This is a genomic window from Enterobacter sp. RHBSTW-00318 (genome assembly GCF_014101375.1).
GTDB lineage: Bacteria > Pseudomonadota > Gammaproteobacteria > Enterobacterales > Enterobacteriaceae > Enterobacter > Enterobacter ludwigii.
This window is the reverse complement of record NZ_JABXQH010000001.1, coordinates 3,258,899-3,277,405: the sequence shown is the minus strand read 5'-3', so window position 1 is coordinate 3,277,405 and position 18,507 is coordinate 3,258,899. Positions and strand designations below refer to the sequence as shown.

General features: G+C 56.1%; 12 protein-coding genes. 3 read left to right on the top strand and 9 right to left on the bottom strand.

Features of this window, described 5'->3' with window-relative positions:
• Positions 1–392 precede the first annotated feature (392 nt).
• Positions 393–3,098, top strand: a complete 2,706-nt coding sequence (gene malT, locus HV157_RS16145; protein ID WP_020884564.1) for an HTH-type transcriptional regulator MalT — start codon at positions 393–395, stop codon at positions 3,096–3,098.
• Between the two features lie 83 nt (positions 3,099–3,181).
• Here the strand turns inward: malT and HV157_RS16140 are convergent, their stop codons facing one another.
• The 3 genes from HV157_RS16140 to glpE are packed head-to-tail and all read right to left on the bottom strand — an operon-like array spanning position 3,182 to position 5,167.
• Complete coding sequence (locus tag HV157_RS16140) at positions 3,182–3,940, bottom strand: DeoR/GlpR family transcriptional regulator (protein WP_008503060.1); 759 nt, start codon at positions 3,938–3,940, stop codon at positions 3,182–3,184.
• A gap of 16 nt (positions 3,941–3,956) precedes the next feature.
• On the bottom strand, positions 3,957–4,787 hold the full coding sequence (gene glpG, locus HV157_RS16135) for a rhomboid family intramembrane serine protease GlpG (RefSeq protein WP_032679123.1): 831 nt from the start codon (positions 4,785–4,787) through the stop codon (positions 3,957–3,959).
• 47 nt (positions 4,788–4,834) lie between these two features.
• On the bottom strand, positions 4,835–5,167 hold the full coding sequence (glpE, locus tag HV157_RS16130; protein ID WP_020884562.1) for a thiosulfate sulfurtransferase GlpE: 333 nt from the start codon (positions 5,165–5,167) through the stop codon (positions 4,835–4,837).
• A 252-nt stretch (positions 5,168–5,419) separates the two neighbouring features.
• On the opposite strand from glpE, the gene glpD reads away from it, so the two are divergent.
• Complete coding sequence (gene glpD, locus HV157_RS16125) at positions 5,420–6,928, top strand: glycerol-3-phosphate dehydrogenase (protein WP_182268716.1); 1,509 nt, start codon at positions 5,420–5,422, stop codon at positions 6,926–6,928.
• A gap of 87 nt (positions 6,929–7,015) precedes the next feature.
• Here glpD and glgP read toward each other — a convergent pair whose 3' ends face one another.
• The 6 genes from glgP to asd form a co-directional block, all read right to left on the bottom strand.
• Entirely contained in the window at positions 7,016–9,463 is a 2,448-nt protein-coding gene (gene glgP / locus HV157_RS16120; protein WP_014171981.1) for a glycogen phosphorylase, read from the bottom strand.
• Positions 9,464–9,481: 18 nt separating this feature from the next.
• Positions 9,482–10,915, bottom strand: coding sequence for a glycogen synthase GlgA (glgA, locus tag HV157_RS16115; protein ID WP_014171982.1), 1,434 nt, complete (start codon positions 10,913–10,915; stop codon positions 9,482–9,484).
• A complete protein-coding gene (glgC, locus tag HV157_RS16110; protein ID WP_020884559.1) occupies positions 10,915–12,210 on the bottom strand; it encodes a glucose-1-phosphate adenylyltransferase in 1,296 nt (431 codons plus the stop codon). The genes glgA and glgC overlap by 1 nt, the downstream gene beginning before the upstream one ends.
• Positions 12,211–12,227: 17 nt before the next feature.
• Positions 12,228–14,201, bottom strand: a complete 1,974-nt coding sequence (gene glgX, locus HV157_RS16105) for a glycogen debranching protein GlgX (RefSeq protein WP_025202848.1) — start codon at positions 14,199–14,201, stop codon at positions 12,228–12,230.
• Entirely contained in the window at positions 14,198–16,384 is a 2,187-nt protein-coding gene (gene glgB / locus HV157_RS16100) for a 1,4-alpha-glucan branching enzyme (protein WP_047954779.1), read from the bottom strand. Before glgB ends, glgX begins: the two co-directional genes overlap by 4 nt.
• Positions 16,385–16,614: 230 nt before the next feature.
• Positions 16,615–17,718, bottom strand: a complete 1,104-nt coding sequence (gene asd / locus HV157_RS16095) for an aspartate-semialdehyde dehydrogenase (RefSeq protein WP_044866040.1) — start codon at positions 17,716–17,718, stop codon at positions 16,615–16,617.
• Between the two features lie 177 nt (positions 17,719–17,895).
• Here asd and yhgN point away from each other — a divergent pair, with 177 nt between their 5' ends.
• Positions 17,896–18,489, top strand: coding sequence for an NAAT family transporter YhgN (gene yhgN / locus HV157_RS16090; RefSeq protein WP_003861574.1), 594 nt, complete (start codon positions 17,896–17,898; stop codon positions 18,487–18,489).
• Positions 18,490–18,507: the final 18 nt, after the last annotated feature.

Genomic DNA, 18,507 nt, shown 5'->3' with positions numbered 1-18,507 from the left:
AAAAAAATGAAATACAGTTTCGGATGAAATTAATCCGCGCCGAAATGATTACTTACGCAGAATAATATTTCTGCAATGGGGCCTTACCTAAGGGGATTATTAATCTCACTCAACTTTACCCGAACTTTATTAAATTTGACGTCACTATACCTTTCTGAAACCAGTTTCAGCGTAACCGTGTGACACTGGGACAAGCCAGCGCTGACGAGGTGTTAAAGCCATTCTGGAAAAGTTCCGGTACTCGCCTGAATGTTTTGTGACAGAGTGCAAATTCAGAGCCACAAAACCCAGACATAACTTGCAATAGTTCTCTTTCTGGCCGACCTTATAGCTATTAATTACGAAGCGCAAAAAAAATAAATTCTCTCGTTCCCCACAGTGAAGTGAAAACTATGTTGATTCCGTCTAAATTAAGTCGCCCGGTTCGTCTTGACCATACAGTGGTCCGCGAGCGTCTGCTGGCTAAACTTTCCGGCGCGCATAATTTCCGACTGGCGCTGGTTACGAGCCCTGCAGGTTATGGAAAAACAACGCTCATTTCGCAATGGGCCGCAGGTAAGAGCGACCTTGGCTGGTACTCCCTTGATGAGGGCGATAACCAGCAAGAGCGTTTTGCCAGCTATCTGATTGCCGCCATTCAGCAGGCAACCAACGGACACTGCGTCGCCAGTGAGGTCATGGTGCAAAAGCGCCAGTACGCCAGCCTGTCTTCCCTTTTCTCGCAGCTGTTTATCGAACTGGCCGAATGGCATCGCCCGCTGTACGTGGTGATTGATGATTATCATCTCATCACTAACCCGGTTATCCATGAATCGATGCGTTTCTTCCTGCGTCATCAGCCGGAAAACCTGACCCTGGTCGTGCTGTCGCGTAACCTGCCGCAACTGGGCATCGCCAACCTGCGCGTGCGCGATCAGCTGCTGGAAGTCGGCAGCCAGCAGCTGGCCTTTACCCATCAGGAAGCCAAACAGTTTTTTGACTGTCGACTGAACTCGCCAATTGAGGCCTCCGAAAGCAGCCGCCTGTGTGATGATGTCGCCGGCTGGGCGACGGCGCTGCAGCTGATTGCTCTCTCTGCCCGGCAAAATAACAGCCCGACGCACCAGTCTGCGCGTCGCCTGGCGGGGATTAACGCGAGCCATCTTTCTGATTATCTCGTCGACGAAGTGCTGAACAGCGTTGATCCGTCGACCCGAAATTTCCTGCTCAAAAGTTCTCTGCTGCGTTCCATGAACGACGCGCTGATCGTGCGCGTGACCGGCTGTGAAAACGGTCAACTGCAGCTGGAAGAGATTGAACGCCAGGGCCTGTTCCTGACCCGAATGGACGATCCCGGCGAGTGGTTCAGCTATCACCCACTGTTTGGCAGCTTCCTGCGCCAGCGCTGTCAGTGGGAGCTTGCAACGGAACTGCCGGAAATCCATCGCGCCGCCGCCGAAAGCTGGATGGCGCAAGGTTTCCCGAGCGAGGCGATTCACCACGCGCTTGCCGCCGGTGATGCCGGCATGCTGCGCGATATCCTCCTTAACCACGCATGGGGCTTGTTTAACCACAGCGAGCTGACGCTGCTTGAAGAGTCACTGAAAGCCCTGCCGTGGGAGAGCCTGCTGGAGAATCCGCGCCTGGTGCTGCTGCAGGCCTGGCTGATGCAGAGCCAGCATCGCTACAGTGAAGTAAATACCCTGCTGGCACGTGCCGAGCAGGAGATGGAAAGCGATATGGATGCCACCCTGCACGGCGAATTCAACGCCCTGCGAGCGCAGGTGGCGATTAACGACGGTGACCCGGAAGAGGCTGAGCGCCTGGCGATGGTTGCGCTGGATGAACTGCCGCTGGCCAATTTCTACAGCCGTATTGTGGCCACCTCGGTACACGGTGAAGTTCTGCACTGCAAAGGCGAGCTGACGCGGTCCCTTTCGCTCATGCAACAAACTGAACAGATGGCCCGCCGCCACGATGTCTGGCATTACGCGCTGTGGAGCCTGATCCAGCAAAGTGAAATTTTGTTTGCGCAGGGGTTCCTGCAGGCCGCCTGGGAAAATCAGGAAAAGGCCTTCCAGCTGATTCGTGAGCAGCATCTGGAACAGCTGCCGATGCACGAGTTCCTGCTGCGCATTCGTGCACAGCTCCTTTGGGCATGGTCGCGTCTGGATGAAGCGGAAAGCTGCGCCCGTCAGGGTGTGGACGTTCTCTCCAGCTTCCAGCCACAGCAGCAATTGCAGTGTCTGGCGCTGTTGGTTCAGTGCTCGCTGGCGCGTGGCGATCTCGATAACGCCCGCAACCACCTTAACCGTCTGGAAAACCTGCTCGGTAACGGTCAGTACCACAGCGACTGGGTGTCCAACGCCGATAAGGTGCGGGTGATTTACTGGCAGATGACCGGCGACAAAAAATCCGCCGCCAACTGGTTACGTCAGACCCCTAAACCGGAATTTGCCAACAACCACTTCCTGCAGAGCCAGTGGCGCAACATTGCCCGCGTCCAGATCCTGCTCGGTGAATTAGAACCTGCCGAAATCGTGCTGGAAGAGCTTAATGAAAACGCCCGCAGCCTGCGGCTAATGAGCGATCTCAACCGCAACCTGCTTCTGCTGAACCAGCTTTACTGGCAGGCGGGCCGCAAAAACGATGCCCAGCGCGTCCTGCTGGAAGCGCTGCAGCTGGCGAACCGCACCGGGTTTATCAGCCACTTTGTCATTGAAGGTGAAGTGATGGCCCAGCAGCTGCGACAATTGATTCAACTCAATACGCTGCCAGAGCTGGATCAGCATCGTGCCCAGCGTATTCTGCGCGAGATTAACCAACACCATCGCCATAAGTTTGCGCACTTTGATGAGAACTTCGTTGAACGTCTGCTGAACCATCCGGAAGTACCGGAACTGATCCGCACCAGCCCGCTCACTCAGCGCGAATGGCAGGTGCTGGGGCTGATCTACTCAGGCTACAGCAACGAGCAGATCGCCGGTGAACTGGCGGTGGCGGCGACCACCATCAAAACCCATATCCGCAATCTCTATCAGAAGCTGGGCGTGGCCCATCGTCAGGATGCGGTGCAGCATGCACAGCAGCTGCTGAAGATGATGGGGTACGGCGTGTAATTCCGGTGCGCGTGGGTGCCCTCACCTGGCCTGTTTTGCACAAACTAAAAACGGCAACCTTCGGTTGCCGTTTTGCTTTTACGTCAGCACAGTTCCAGCTGCAGATTATTATCCTTAATCACCTGCATCACGCCTGCCGGCGGCATCACGTCGGTATAAACCGCATCAACCATGCTGATGCTGCCCATATTCACCATCGCGTTACGGCCAAACTTGGAGTGGTCCACCACGAGCATAACGTGGCGTGAATTCTCAATAATCGCGCGCTTGGTGCGGACTTCATGATAATCAAACTCCAGCAGGGAGCCATCGCTGTCGATACCGCTGATCCCGAGAATGCCGAAATCGAGACGGAACTGAGAGATAAAGTCGAGCGTCGCTTCACCGATGATGCCGCCGTCGCGGCTGCGTAACTCGCCGCCCGCAAGAATGATGCGGAAATCGTCTTTCTGCATCAGGGTATTCGCGACATTCAGGTTATTGGTCACAACGCGCAGGTTTTCATGATCCAGCAGTGCATGGGCGACCGCTTCCGGCGTGGTGCCGATATCAATAAACAGCGTCGCCCCGTTAGGGATCTGGCTGGCGACTTTCCGCGCAATGCGCTCTTTCTCCGCCGTTTGCGTGGCTTTACGGTCATGCCATGAGGTATTGACCGAGCTGGACGGCAGCGCCGCCCCGCCGTGGTGGCGCAGAATACGGTTTTGATCGGCAAGGTCGTTCAGGTCACGACGAATGGTCTGCGGGCTGACGGCAAACTGCTCGACCAGCTCTTCGGTACTGACATATCCCTGTTTTTTAACCAGTTCGATAATGGCGTCATGACGTTGTGTTTGTTTCATCAATTATCCCTGAGAATTATGTTCGTTTTCGCGCATGGAGCGTGTCGGCAAACGCCATCGCCAGCCCAACGGCCAGCCCGGTGACGTGTGCACCATTGGCGATAGACATACCAAACAGATCAAACCATCCGGCAATTAGCCATATTAACGCAAAGGTTATTAACCCGCGTTGCAGATAGATGCCACTTTCAGGATCGCGCTCACCTCTGAGCCAGACATAGCCCATCAGGGCATACACAACACCTGATAATCCGCCAAACCACGGGCCGCTGAATTTGTGCTGCACATAGCCACTCAACAGGGCACTGATGACGGTGATCACAATCAGCTTCCCGCTGCCAAGACGCTTCTCGACGGCACCGCCAAGGTACCACCACCACAGCAGGTTAAAGAGAATATGCATCACCGAGAAGTGCATCAGCGCGTGGGTAAAATAGCGCCAGACGTCAACGTCCAGTGAAGGGTCATAGGGCCATGCCAGGGCGATCATGACGCTCTGGTCGCCGACCACGTTCATCATAATGAACACGATAATGCAGGCCGCCATCAGCAGCAGCGTAAACGGACCCGCGCGTTCGCGCACGGTGGCAAAGAAGGGAAAACGACGATAGTGCAGCCCGCTGCCCGTCTGGCCTGATTGCCAGCTTGCGGCCAGATAGCGCGGGTCGCCGGGGTTCTCAAGGAATCGCGCCAGCTCCTCATTTACCCTCGCGGCCTGGCTCTCGTCGGCCAGCCACACATCGGTCTGATGATGTTGCTGGATGGTCAGAATAACGCCCTGCGTCGCCATATAGTCGACAAACGCCTGGGCGACGCGCGGGTTGGTAAAAGAGGTGATCATCAACATGGGCAGCCGTCGCTTATTTCCACACAAAAGAGGACAGTATAGCGGTATCAGCGCTCAAACGCGTATTCAACTTCTGCCGGGAAATGACGATGCCAGGCATCGAAGCCGCCATCGACGCTGTAAACCGCATCGTAGCCCTGCTGAAGCAGGTACTGCGCTGCACCTTTACTGCTGTTGCCGTGGTAGCACATGACCATCACCGGCGTGTCGAAGTCGTTATCGCGCATAAACGCGCCCAGGGAGTCGTTGGTCAGGTGGAACGCGCCTGGCGTGTGGCCCATCGCAAAGCTCTGTGGATCGCGGATGTCCACCAGCACAGCCGTTCCCTGGTGCATTTTCTGATGGGCTTCTTCTACGTTAATACATTCAAACTGATCCATGGTGCTCTCATCTTATATTCAGGTGTGGTGCGCTTCCTCTCGCCCCCACTCTCTCCTGAAGTGAGACGGTTGGGCGAGGGCATCAAGCGGCACTATTTTACCCCGTAGTGTACGTCCTGGCGGCGGGTAAACGCCATTATGTTATCCATATCACTCTAAATTGTTTTTTTGATGTTACCAAAAGCGCGTTCCTTTGCTATTATGAGCGATATCGAACATTTCTGAGCTTTAACGAAAGTGCGTGAGGGTGTTATGGAAACCAAAGATCTGATTGTGATAGGCGGTGGCATCAACGGTGCCGGGATTGCGGCCGATGCTGCAGGACGCGGTTTATCCGTGCTGATGCTGGAAGCTAACGATCTCGCCTGCGCGACCTCGTCCGCCAGCTCCAAACTGATCCACGGTGGCCTGCGCTACCTGGAACACTACGAATTCCGCCTGGTCAGCGAAGCCCTGGCCGAACGTGAAGTGCTGCTGAAAATGGTCCCGCATCTGGCGATTCCGATGCGCTTTCGCCTGCCCCACCGCCCGCATCTGCGTCCGGCGTGGATGATTCGAATCGGTCTGTTTATGTACGATCATCTGGGCAAACGTACCAGCCTGCCAGGATCGACCGGTTTGCGTTTTGGCTCAGAATCGGTCCTTAAACCTGAAATCGTGCGCGGATTCGAATATTCCGACTGCTGGGTAGACGATGCGCGTCTGGTCCTTGCCAATGCGCAGATGGTGGTGAAAAAAGGCGGCGAGGTGAAAACCCGCACCCGCGCCACGGCTGCCCGTCGTGAAAACGGCCTGTGGATTGTTGAAGCGGAAGACGTGGATACCGGCGAGAAGTTCAGCTGGAAAGCGCGCGGCCTGGTAAACGCCACCGGTCCGTGGGTGAAACAGTTCTTTGATGAGGGAATGCACCTGCCTTCGCCGTACGGCATCCGCCTGATCAAAGGCAGCCACATTGTCGTGCCACGCGTGCATACCCAGAAGCAGGCCTATATCCTGCAAAACGAAGATAAACGTATCGTGTTTGTGATCCCGTGGATGGATGAGTTCTCCATCATCGGCACCACCGACGTGGAGTACAAAGGCGATCCGAAAAATGTCGAGATCGACGAAAGTGAAGTCAGCTACCTGCTGAAAGTGTATAACGCGCACTTCAAAAAACAGCTGGCACGCGATGACGTGGTCTGGACCTACTCCGGCGTGCGTCCGCTGAGTGATGACGAATCGGACTCACCGCAGGCCATCACTCGCGACTATACGCTGGATATTCATGACGTGGACGGCCAGGCACCGCTGCTGTCGGTCTTTGGCGGCAAGCTCACTACCTATCGTAAGCTTGCCGAACACGCACTGGAAAAACTGGTGCCGTACTACAAGGGCATTGGCCCGGCCTGGACTAAAGGTGCCGTATTGCCTGGCGGCGATATTGGGGATAACCGCGATGATTATGCCGCGAAACTGCGCCGTCGTTACCCGTTCATCACCGAAGGGATGGCGCGTCACTACGCCCGTACCTACGGCAGTAATACGGAATGGATCCTGGGTGAAGCCAAAACGCTTGCCGACCTGGGTGAACATTTCGGTCACGAACTCTACGAAGCCGAACTGCGCTATCTGGTTGAGAACGAGTGGGTGCGCCGCCTGGATGATGCCATCTGGCGTCGTACCAAAGAAGGGATGTGGCTGGATGCCGAGCAGCAGTCGCGCGTGGCGCAGTGGCTGGCGCAGAACGCGGGAAAGCGTGAGCTGTCATTAGCATCGTGATGTAAAAAAGCCCGGTGGCGTTACGCTTCCCGGGCCAGCAGATCGCACAAGCCGGGTCAGGCGAAGCCGCCACCCGGCTCTGTTTTTTTATAACCGCACGGGATCGATATGCCAGATAGTTTCAGCATATTCTTTGATAGTACGGTCTGATGAGAAATACCCCATATTGGCGATGTTATGCATCGCGGCGCTGGTCCACTTCTCCTGCTGACGGTACAACTCGTCCACGTTGTCCTGACAGTCGACATAGCTGCGGTAATCCGCCAGCACCTGATAGTGGTCACCAAAGTTAATCAGTGAATCGACCAGATCGCGATAGCGGCTCGGCTCTTCAGGGTTAAACACGCCGGTGGCGATTTGCGTCAACACCTGGCGCAGCTCTTCATCTTCTTCGTAGTACTCGCGCGGCGAGTAGCCCTTCCTGCGAAGCGCCTCCACCTCCTCCGTCGTGTTACCGAAGATAAAGATATTTTCTGCCCCGACATGCTCAAGCATCTCAACGTTCGCGCCATCCAGCGTACCGATGGTCAGTGCGCCATTCAGGGCAAACTTCATATTACTGGTGCCAGAGGCTTCCGTACCGGCCGTGGAAATCTGCTCAGACAGGTCCGCCGCCGGAATGATCAGCTGCGCCAGACTCACACTGTAGTTCGGGACAAAGACCACCTTCAGCTTGTCACCGATATCCGGATCGTTGTTGACCACCTTCGCCACATCATTGATGAGATGAATAATGTGCTTCGCCATGTAGTATGCCGACGCCGCCTTACCGGCAAAGATTTTCACCCGTGGCACCCAGTCGGCCGTTGGGTCGGCTTTGATGCGATTGTAGTGCGTGATGACGTGCAGCACGTTCATAAGCTGTCGCTTGTACTCATGGATACGCTTGATTTGCACATCAAACAACGCTTTCGGGTTGGCCACCACGTTCAGGTGCAGCGCAAGATACACCGACAGCCGCTTCTTGTTCAGAAGCTTGGCTTCACGCACGGCTTTGTTCACCGCCGGGAAATCCAGGTGCTGTTCAAGCTCGCCCAGCTGACTCAAATCGGTACGCCAGGTGCGGCCAATATGTTCGTCCAGGACGTCGGAGAGCGGCTGGTTAGCCAGCGCCAGCCAGCGACGCGGGGTAACACCGTTCGTCACGTTGCAAAAACGCGTCGGGAAGATCTTCGCGAAATCAGCAAACAGCGACTGCACCATCAGGTTCGAGTGCAGTCCGGAAACCCCGTTCACCTTGTGACTGATCACCACCGCCAGCCAGGCCATACGCACGCGGCGACCGTTGGATTCATCAATGATTGAGGCCCGGCTCAGCAGGCCAGTATCGTTCGGATACTGCTCCTGCAGCGTCTTCAGGAAGTAGTCGTTAATCTCAAAGATAATCTGCAGATGGCGCGGCAAAATTTTACCGAGCATGTCGACCGGCCAGGTTTCCAGCGCTTCGCTCATCAGGGTGTGGTTGGTGTACGAGAAGACCTGGCAGGTCACTTCAAACGCATCATCCCAGCTGAACTTGTGCTCGTCGATCAGCAGACGCATAAGCTCGGGGATCGAAAGCACCGGGTGGGTGTCGTTGAGGTGAATGGCGGTTTTTTCCGCCAGGTTACTGTAGGTTTTGTGCAGCTGATAGTGACGGCTCAGGATGTCCTGAATCGTCGCGGACACAAGGAAATACTCCTGACGCAGACGCAGTTCGCGTCCGGAATAGGTCGAGTCGTCCGGATAAAGCACGCGGGAGACGTTTTCAGAGTGGTTTTTATCTTCCACCGCCGCAAAATAGTCGCCCTGGTTGAATTTACCGAGGTTGATTTCGCTACTGGCCTGGGCGCTCCACAGGCGCAGGGTGTTGGTGGCATCGGTGTCGTATCCGGGGATAATCTGGTCATAGGCCACGGCCAGGATCTCTTCCGTCTCAACCCAGCGGGATTTTTTTCCCTCCTGCTGAATACGGCCACCAAAGCGCACTTTGTAGCGCGTGTTGTGTCGTTTGAATTCCCACGGGTTGCCGTACTCAAGCCAGTAGTCCGGAGACTCTTTCTGTCGGCCTTCCACAATGTTCTGTTTGAACATGCCGTAGTCGTAGCGAATCCCGTAGCCGCGGCCCGGCAGGGCCAGCGTCGCCAGCGAGTCCAGGAAACAGGCGGCCAGGCGCCCCAGGCCGCCGTTACCGAGGCCCGGGTCGTTCTCTTCGTCAATCAGCTCTTCTAAATCTAACCCCATCTCTTCCAGTGCGGTTTTGACGTCGTCATAGATACCGAGCGACAACAGCGCATTGGACAGCGTGCGGCCAATCAAAAATTCCATCGACAGGTAATAAACCTGACGCGTTTCCTGCGAGAGCTGGGCGCGGTTAGAGCGCAGCCAGCGTTCCACTAAGCGGTCACGCACGGCAAACAGCGTGGCGTTCAGCCACTCGTGTTTGTTGGCGATGACCGGGTCTTTCCCGATGGTAAACATCAGCTTATAGGCGATAGAGTGCTTTAACGCCTCAACGCTGAGCGTGGGTGAAGAATAGCTAAAAGGAGCATTCATATCAGTAACTTCGCCTCGTTACATCAAGCGTTGATAAAGGTCGCGGTATGACTGCGCCGCAACGTGCCAGCCAAAGTCCAGGGACATCGCCTGACGCTGAACGTAACGCCACAGAGATGGACGGGACCACAAGACGAAAGCACGCCGAATCGCCCGCAGCAGCGACCAGGCATTACTGTCCTCAAAGACAAACCCGCTGGCGATACCGTCCGCAAGGTTTTCCAGAGAACTGTCCGATACGGTATCCGCCAGCCCGCCGGTACGACGTACCAGCGGCAGCGTGCCGTATTTCAGGCCATAAAGCTGCGTCAGGCCACACGGTTCGAAACGGCTCGGCACCAGAATGACGTCAGCACCGCCCATAATCCGGTGCGAAAACGCTTCGTGATAGCCAATCTGCACCCCTACCTGCCCGGGGTGTTCCGCCGCTGCCGCAAGGAAACCTTCCTGCAGCACCGGGTCGCCGGCACCGAGCAGCGCCAGTTGTCCCCCCTGCTCCAGTAAGCCCGGCAGCGCCTCCAGCACTAAATCCAGCCCTTTCTGGCTGGTCAGACGGCTGACGACGGCGAACAGCGGCACTTTATCGTTCACCTTCAGCCCCATCGCAATCTGCAGCTGGCGTTTGTTTTCCGCTTTGTCTTCCACGGAATCGCGGCCATAGCGTGCCGCCAGCAGAAGATCGGTCTCCGGATTCCAGATCTGCTCATCAACGCCGTTGAGGATCCCCGACAGGCGGCCCTCACGATGGCGCTGTCGCAGCAACCCTTCCAGACCGTTACCAAACTCCGGCTGGGTAATTTCCCGGGCGTAGGTCGGGCTCACGGCCGTAATGTGATCGGCGTAGTAAATGCCGGCTTTCAGGAACGAAATCTGCCCGTTAAACTCCAGCCCGTGCATGTTATAGAACGACCATGGCAGATCGATGTCATTCATGTGATGGGCATAGTACATGCCCTGATACGCCAGGTTGTGAACGGTAAAGACCGATTTCGCCGGGTGGCCGCGCGCCGCCAGATACGCCGGTGCAAGCCCGGCGTGCCAGTCGTGAGCGTGTACCACATTCGGGCGCCAGAACGGATCCAGCCCGGTTGCCATTTCAGCACCGACCCAGCCGAGCAGTGCGAAACGCAGCACGTTGTCGGTATAGGCGAACAGGTTCGTATCGTGATACGGGCTACCCGGTCGATCGTATAAATGCGGCGCATCAATCAGGTAAATGCCTACGCCATTGTAATGTCCAAACAGCAGGGTGATGCGTCCGGCGAAGGTTTCACGACGAGTGACCACCTTTGCATCTGGAATACCACGCCGGATATCCGGAAAAGCGGGCAACAGAACTCGGGTATCTACACCCCCGGCGATTTGCGCCGCAGGCAATGCGCCAAGAACATCCGCCAGACCGCCCGTTTTTAACAACGGGAACATCTCAGAACATACATGTAAAACCTGCATTATCGCTCCTGTTTGACCTGCAGCTTCCGCAACATTTCCCGTGTTACTAACACGATCCCCTCTTCCGAACGGTAGAAACGACGCGCGTCTTCTTCCGCATTTTCACCAATCACCATGCCTTCAGGTATGACGCAGGCACGGTCGATAACGCAACGGCGCAGACGGCATGAGCGTCCGACCCAGACATCCGGCAGCAGCACCGCCGAATCGATATTACAGAATGAGTTCACGCGCACGCGGGGGAACAGCACCGACTGCACCACCACCGACCCCGAGATAATGCATCCGCCAGACACCAGCGAGTTCAGCGTCATGCCGTGACTGCCGGAGCGGTCCTGAACGAATTTCGCCGGCGGCAGCGATTCCATGTGGGTACGGATTGGCCAGTTCTGGTCGTACATATCCAGTTCAGGCGTCACCGACGCGAGATCGAGGTTTGCCTTCCAGTAGGCCTCCAGCGTTCCGACGTCGCGCCAGTAAGGTTCAGCATTCGGATCAGACTGCACGCAGGACAACGGGAAGGGATGTGCATACGCCATGCCAGCTTTGGTAATTTTCGGAATGATGTCTTTGCCGAAGTCGTGGCTGGAGTTTTCGTCTTTGTCGTCTTCTTCCAGCAGCGCGTAAAGATAATCAGCATCAAAGACATAGATCCCCATGCTGGCGAGCGATTTGGTATCGTCCCCTGGCATTGTCGGTGGGTTCGCCGGTTTTTCGACAAAATCGATAATCTTGTCGTCGGCGTCGACGTGCATCACCCCAAATGCCGTCGCCTCAGCAACAGGCACGGGCAGGCATGCCACGGTGCAACGCGCCCCTTTTTCGACGTGGTCGATCAGCATGTGGGAGTAGTCTTGCTTGTAGATATGATCGCCCGCGAGGATCACGATGTATTCCGCGTTATAACGGCGAATAATGTCGAGGTTTTGCGTCACCGCATCCGCCGTCCCGCGATACCAGTTCTCACCGTGAACGCGCTGCTGGGCAGGCAGAAGATCGACAAACTCATTCATCTCTTCACTGAAGAATGACCAGCCGCGCTGGATGTGCTGCACCAGAGTATGCGACTGATACTGCGTAATGACGCCAATGCGGCGAATGCCTGAGTTCAGGCAGTTGGAGAGCGCAAAGTCGATAATACGGAACTTACCACCAAAGTGGACGGCAGGTTTGGCGCGTTTGATGGTCAAATCTTTCAGACGAGTACCACGCCCGCCTGCGAGTATCAGGGCAACAGTTTTTAATGGTAGCTGGCGTGCCAACATTAAGGGATCGTTCTTCTCTAATCTAACCATGACTAACTCCTTTTTTATCATCTTTGGAATACGCACACTCCGTGCGCAGGCCCGTGCCAGACAGCCATTACTACCGGATTATCCGCTCCGGCAAATGGGGGAACAGCGCGCCATTCCCCGTCAGGTAAAACAATCTCAGCGACGTCATCCGTCGCGTTCAGCGTGACCAGCCACCTCTCCGAAAGCAGGATTTGCAGGCGTGGTACGCCGTGTTGCCACTCTTGCGCGCTTAAGGGTTGCGCGTCTTGATTCAGCCAGCGGACATTACCGTCGCCCTCTTCCCACCAGCGATCGGCGGTGAGCGCGGGAATTTGCTGGCGAAGATGGATCAGCGCAGCGGTAAAGTGAATCAACCCGCTGTTCGCTTCACCCCAGTCGAGCCAGGTCAACGTGTTGTCCTGGCAATACGCATTGTTGTTACCATGCTGACTGTGACCATGTTCATCGCCTGCCAGCAGCATCGGCGTGCCCTGCGACAATAACAGCGTTGTCAGCAGCGCATGCACGCTGGCGCGTCGCCGCTCGATAACATCAAGGCTTCCGCCTAACCCTTCTATACCATGATTGAAGCTATGGTTATTGTTAGTGCCATCGCGATTCTCCTCGCCGTTCGCTTCATTGTGTTTCTGATTGAAACAAACGCAGTCCCGGAGCGTAAAACCGTCGTGCGCCGTCAGCAGGTTGATCGTCGCAGACGGTCGTTTGCCATCGCGCTTAAAAAGATCGCTGGATCCGGCAAAGCGTCCGGCGAACTCCCCCAGCGACAGATTCCGTTCCAGCCAGAAGCGGCGCGCGGCATCGCGATAGTGATCGTTCCACTCGGCAAACAGGGGCGGGAAATTCCCGACCTGATAGCCCCCTTCACCGATGTCCCACGGCTCGGCAATGAGCTTCACCTGTGACAGCACCGGACAATTTTTGATCGCTTCAAACAGCGGCGCCTGCTGGCTGAAGGCCGGCGTACGCCCCATAACCGGTGCCAGATCAAAACGAAAACCGTCGACGTGGAACGTGTCCACCCAGTACTTCAGGCATTCATACGCGAAATGCATGACCGCCGGGTGGCTGAGATTGAGCGTGTTACCGCAACCGGTCCAGTTGAAGTAATCGCCATCGTCCCTGATCCAATAATAGCTACGGTTATCAATTCCGCGCATGGAGAGCGTCGGTCCATCGAGATCGCTTTCCGCACTGTGGTTCAGTACCACGTCCAGAATGACCTCAATGCCTGCCGCATGAAGCGCCTTTACCGCATCACGAAACTCGTCCCGCGCCTTGTCCGGATGAGCGGCATAGCGGGGTTCGAGCGCAAACATTGCCAGCGGGTTGTAGCCCCAGTAGTTACTGAGCCCCAGCCGCTGCAGACGTGGTTCACTGGCAAAATGCGCGACGGGCAACAACTCCAGGGCCGTGATCCCGAGGTGCTTGAGGTAGGCAATCATGGTCGGATGACCGAGCGCCTTGTAGGTGCCGCGCATCTCTTTCGGGATTGACGGATGCAGATACGTCAGCCCTTTGACATGCGCCTCGTAGATAACGGTGTTGCCCCACGGCGTGCGCGGCGGGGCATCGTCTTCCCAGTCGTAGAGATCGTTCACCACCACGCTTTTAGGCGCCACGGGGGCGCTGTCGCGGTGGTCGGGTTCACCGTAGCCGACATGGAAAATAGGGTCGTCTTTAAACTCGCCATCCACGCGGTGCGCACACGGATCGATCAGCAGCTTCGCCGGGTTAAACCAGTGCCCCTGCGCAGGTGCCCACGGGCCGTGTACGCGATAGCCGTAGTGCATTCCTGGCCGTCCCCCGGCCAGGTAGCCGTGCCAGGTATCTCCTGTGCGAGACGGCAGGTCGTAACGATGTTCATTACCCTCGCCGTCAAATACGCACAGTTCAACCCGCTCCGCATGGGCAGAAAAGAGCGTGAAATTCACCCCCTTTCCATCAAAACGTGCCCCGAGCGGTTCGGGTTTACCTGCCGTAAGCTGGGTCATTCCCCCTCCCGGATCAGCCAGATGGTGCTGAGCGGCGGTAGCGTAAGGCTCAGGGAATTTGGTCGCCCGTGGCTTTCAATGGCATCGCTTTGCACCAGACCACCGTTACCGGCATTGCTGCCGTGGTAGTGCGTGGAATCGGTATTCAGGATTTCACGCCACTTGCCGGCCTGGTTAATCCCGAAGCGGTAATGATGGCGCGGTACAGGGGTAAAGTTGCTGGCGACGATAATTTCGTTGCCGGCTTTATCCCGCCGCACAAAGACAAACACCGAGCGCTCATGGTCATCCACCACCAGCCACTCGAAACCGTACGGGTCAAAATCAAGCTCATGCAGGGCTTTGTGGTGACGGTAGGTCAGGTTCAGGTCCCGCACCAGACGCTGCACGCCGTGGTGCCAGTTGTCGCCCCCTTCCAGCAGATGCCAGTCGAGGCTGGTGTCGTGGTTCCACTCGCGCCCCTGGGCGAACTCATTGCCCATAAACAGCAGTTTTTTACCCGGGAAGGCGAACATCCAGCCGTAGTAGGCGCGCAGGTTGGCGAACTTCTGCCATGCATCGCCCGGCATGCGGTCGAGAATGGATTTTTTGCCATGCACCACTTCGTCATGCGACAGCGGCAGCATGAAGTTCTCGGTGTAGTTGTAGAGCAGCCCGAAGGTGAGTTTGTCATGGTGATACTGGCGGTAGACGGGATCCAGCTTCATGTAGTCGAGCGTGTCGTGCATCCACCCCAGGTTCCATTTGTACCAGAACCCCAGTCCGCCGGTTGACGGTGGACGGGAGACGCCAGGGAAGTCGGTGGACTCTTCCGCCATCGTCACCGCACCGTCTACCTGCTCGCCGATAATACGGTTGGTGTTGCGCAGAAACTCAATCGCTTCCAGGTTTTCACGGCCGCCATACTCGTTCGGGATCCACTCGCCTTCTTTGCGGCTGTAGTCGCGGTAGATCATCGACGCCACGGCATCAACGCGCAGGGCATCAATGCCAAAGCGCTCAATCCAGTACAGCGCATTGCCCACGAGGTAGTTTGCCACTTCACGACGACCGTAGTTGTAGATCAGCGTGTTCCAGTCCTGGTGATAGCCTTCGCGCGGGTCGCTGTGCTCGTACAGCTTAGTGCCGTCAAACTCTGAAAGACTAAAATCATCGGACGGGAAATGGCCCGGCACCCAGTCGAGGATCACGTTTAACCCGGCGGCGTGCGCGGCATTGATAAAATAGCGGAAGTCATCGCGCGTGCCGAAGCGACGCGTCGGGGCATACATCCCGGTCGGCTGATAACCCCAGCTTCCGTCGAACGGGTGTTCATTAATTGGCAGCAGCTCAAGGTGGGTAAAGCCCATCCATTTCGCGTACGGAACCAGCTGGTCAGCAAGCTCCCGGTAGCTGAGCCAGAAGTTGTTATCGGTATGGCGACGCCAGGAACCGAGATGCACTTCATAGACGGAGATTGGCGCATCAAAGCGGTTGGCCTGCTTGCGTTCTTCACTCTGGACAACTTTCTCCGGCAGGCCGCAAATCATTGACGCGGTTTCCGGACGCATCTGCGCTTCGAAGGCGTACGGGTCGGACTTAATACGCAGCTTGCCGTGCGCATCGATCATCTCGAATTTATACAGCTGGCCGTTGTGCGCGCCGGGGATAAACAGCTCCCAGATACCGCTTTCACGGCGCAGACGCATCGGGTGACGACGGCCATCCCAGTAGTTGAACTGGCCAACAACGGAGACTCGCTGGGCGTTAGGCGCCCACACGGCAAACCGCGTGCCGGTGATGCCATCCATCGTATCGGCATGGGCACCCAGCGTTTCATAAGGTCGCAGGTGGGTACCTTCAGACAGCAGCCACGCGTCCATCTCCTGTAAAAGAGGCCCAAAACTGTAGGGATCATCGATGAGATTTTGCTGACCATGCCAGATAACGGCAAGCTGATAACGAAAAGGGTTTTTACGACGGGGCATTACGCCCGAAAAGAAGCCACGAGAATCGAGGCATTCCAGATTGCCGACCTTGCGGCCGGTTTTGGGTTCGATAACCCACACTTCTGTGGCATCCGGTAACAGTGCCCGGACTTCCAGCCCGGCCTCGGTACGGTGCATCCCCAGTACGGAAAAGGGGTCGGCAAAATGACCCGCAATAAGCGCATTAATCACGTCTCTATCCACACGATCGGACATGGTATTCATCCTGTTTTTTATGTCGTCCTTTTTTAGCGCCTGGGACGACTTTAATGTGACCTGAACGGGCATCCTCTCAGCCCCGTCCTAACCTCAGGTAAGAAATAACTCTTCCTTAAAGCATAGCCAACGCTCTAAATGACTCCTGATAAAAAATAAGACATATGCGTTTTACTCCATGTAGTACGCGGAAAAGGGGGTGAAAATCACCCCCGGGGTTTAACAAATTATTACGCCAGCTGGCGCAGCATGCGACGCAGCGGCTCGGCTGCGCCCCAAAGAAGCTGGTCGCCGACGGTGAATGCAGAAAGGAACTCCGGCCCCATGTTCAGCTTACGCAGACGACCAACCGGGGTGGTCAGCGTGCCGGTGACGGCAGCCGGGGTCAATTCACGCATGGTGATGTCGCGATCGTTTGGAACCACTTTCGCCCACGGGTTGTGTGCAGCCAGCAGCTCTTCCACGGTCGGAATCGACACATCTTTTTTCAGTTTAATCGTGAAGGCCTGGCTGTGGCAGCGCAGCGCGCCGATACGTACGCACAGACCGTCAACTGGAATGGTGTTCGCGGTATTGAGTATTTTGTTGGTCTCAGCCTGACCTTTCCACTCTTCGCGGGTCTGGCCGTTATCCAGCTGTTTGTCGATCCAAGGGATCAAACCACCGGCCAGCGGTACACCAAAGTTATCCACCGGCAGCTCGCCGCTGCGGGTCAGCTCGGTGACTTTACGCTCGATATCGAGAATAGCGGAGGCCGGATTTGTCAGCTCGGTCGCAACGCTGTGGTGCAACTGGCCCATCTGCGTCAGCAGTTCGCGCATATGACGCGCACCGCCGCCGGATGCGGCCTGGTAAGTCGCCACGGAGACCCACTCCACCAGGTCCTGTGCGAACAGGCCGCCGAGGGACATCAGCATCAGGCTGACGGTGCAGTTACCGCCGACAAAGGTTTTTACGCCGTTGTTCAGGCCGTCGGTGATGACGTCCTGGTTGACCGGGTCGAGAATGATGATGGCATCGTCTTTCATGCGCAGTGAAGACGCCGCATCAATCCAGTAGCCCTGCCAGCCGCTTTCACGCAGCTTTGGATAAATTTCGTTGGTATAATCGCCGCCCTGGCAAGTGACAATAATGTCGAGTGCCTTCAGCGCTTCCAGATCGAAAGCATCCTGCAACGTACCGGTGCTGCCGCCAAAAGAAGGTGCAGCCTGGCCGAGCTGGGAAGTGGAGAAGAAGACCGGGCGGATGGCGTCAAAATCGCGCTCTTCAACCATGCGTTGCATGAGAACAGAGCCGACCATACCGCGCCAGCCGATAAAACCAACGTTTTTCATAGCATTTTTTTCCTGCAGAGGGTGTGTGCTGATTGTGCAAACCAGTATTCAACTGGGATATGCTTCACATTACAAAATGCTGCCAAAGTCGCAAGCGAAATTAATCGATGATGGCCCGCCAATCAGAAATAGCGCTAATCATCATAATAACCATAGAGAGTTTCAGGGATAATTTTAATGAGTGAAATCATATCCGCGGCGGTTTTATTGATCCTGATAATGGATCCTCTGGGCAACCTGCCTATCTTCATGTCGGTGCTGAAGCACACCGAACCCAAACGCCGTCGGGCGATCATGATCCGCGAGCTGCTTATCGCGCTGCTGGTGATGTTCATCTTCCTGTTTGCCGGTGAGAAAATCCTCGCCTTCCTGAATCTGCGTGCCGAAACAGTTTCGATTTCCGGTGGGATTATCCTGTTCCTGATAGCGATTAAGATGATTTTCCCGAGCGCCGAAGGCAGCAGCAGCGGCCTGCCCGCGGGGGAAGAGCCGTTTATTGTGCCGCTGGCGATTCCCCTCGTCGCCGGACCGACGATTCTGGCAACGCTGATGCTGTTGTCGCATCAGTACCCTAATCAGATGAGCCATCTGGTGATTGCCTTGCTGATTGCCTGGGGCGGGACGTTTATCATTCTGCTGCAGTCGTCGTTGTTCCTGCGCCTGCTGGGTGAGAAAGGCGTAAACGCGCTGGAGCGCCTGATGGGGTTGATTCTGGTGATGATGGCGACGCAGATGTTCCTGGACGGGATCCGCGCGTGGATGAAGGGCTAGGTAAAAACAAAAAAGGAC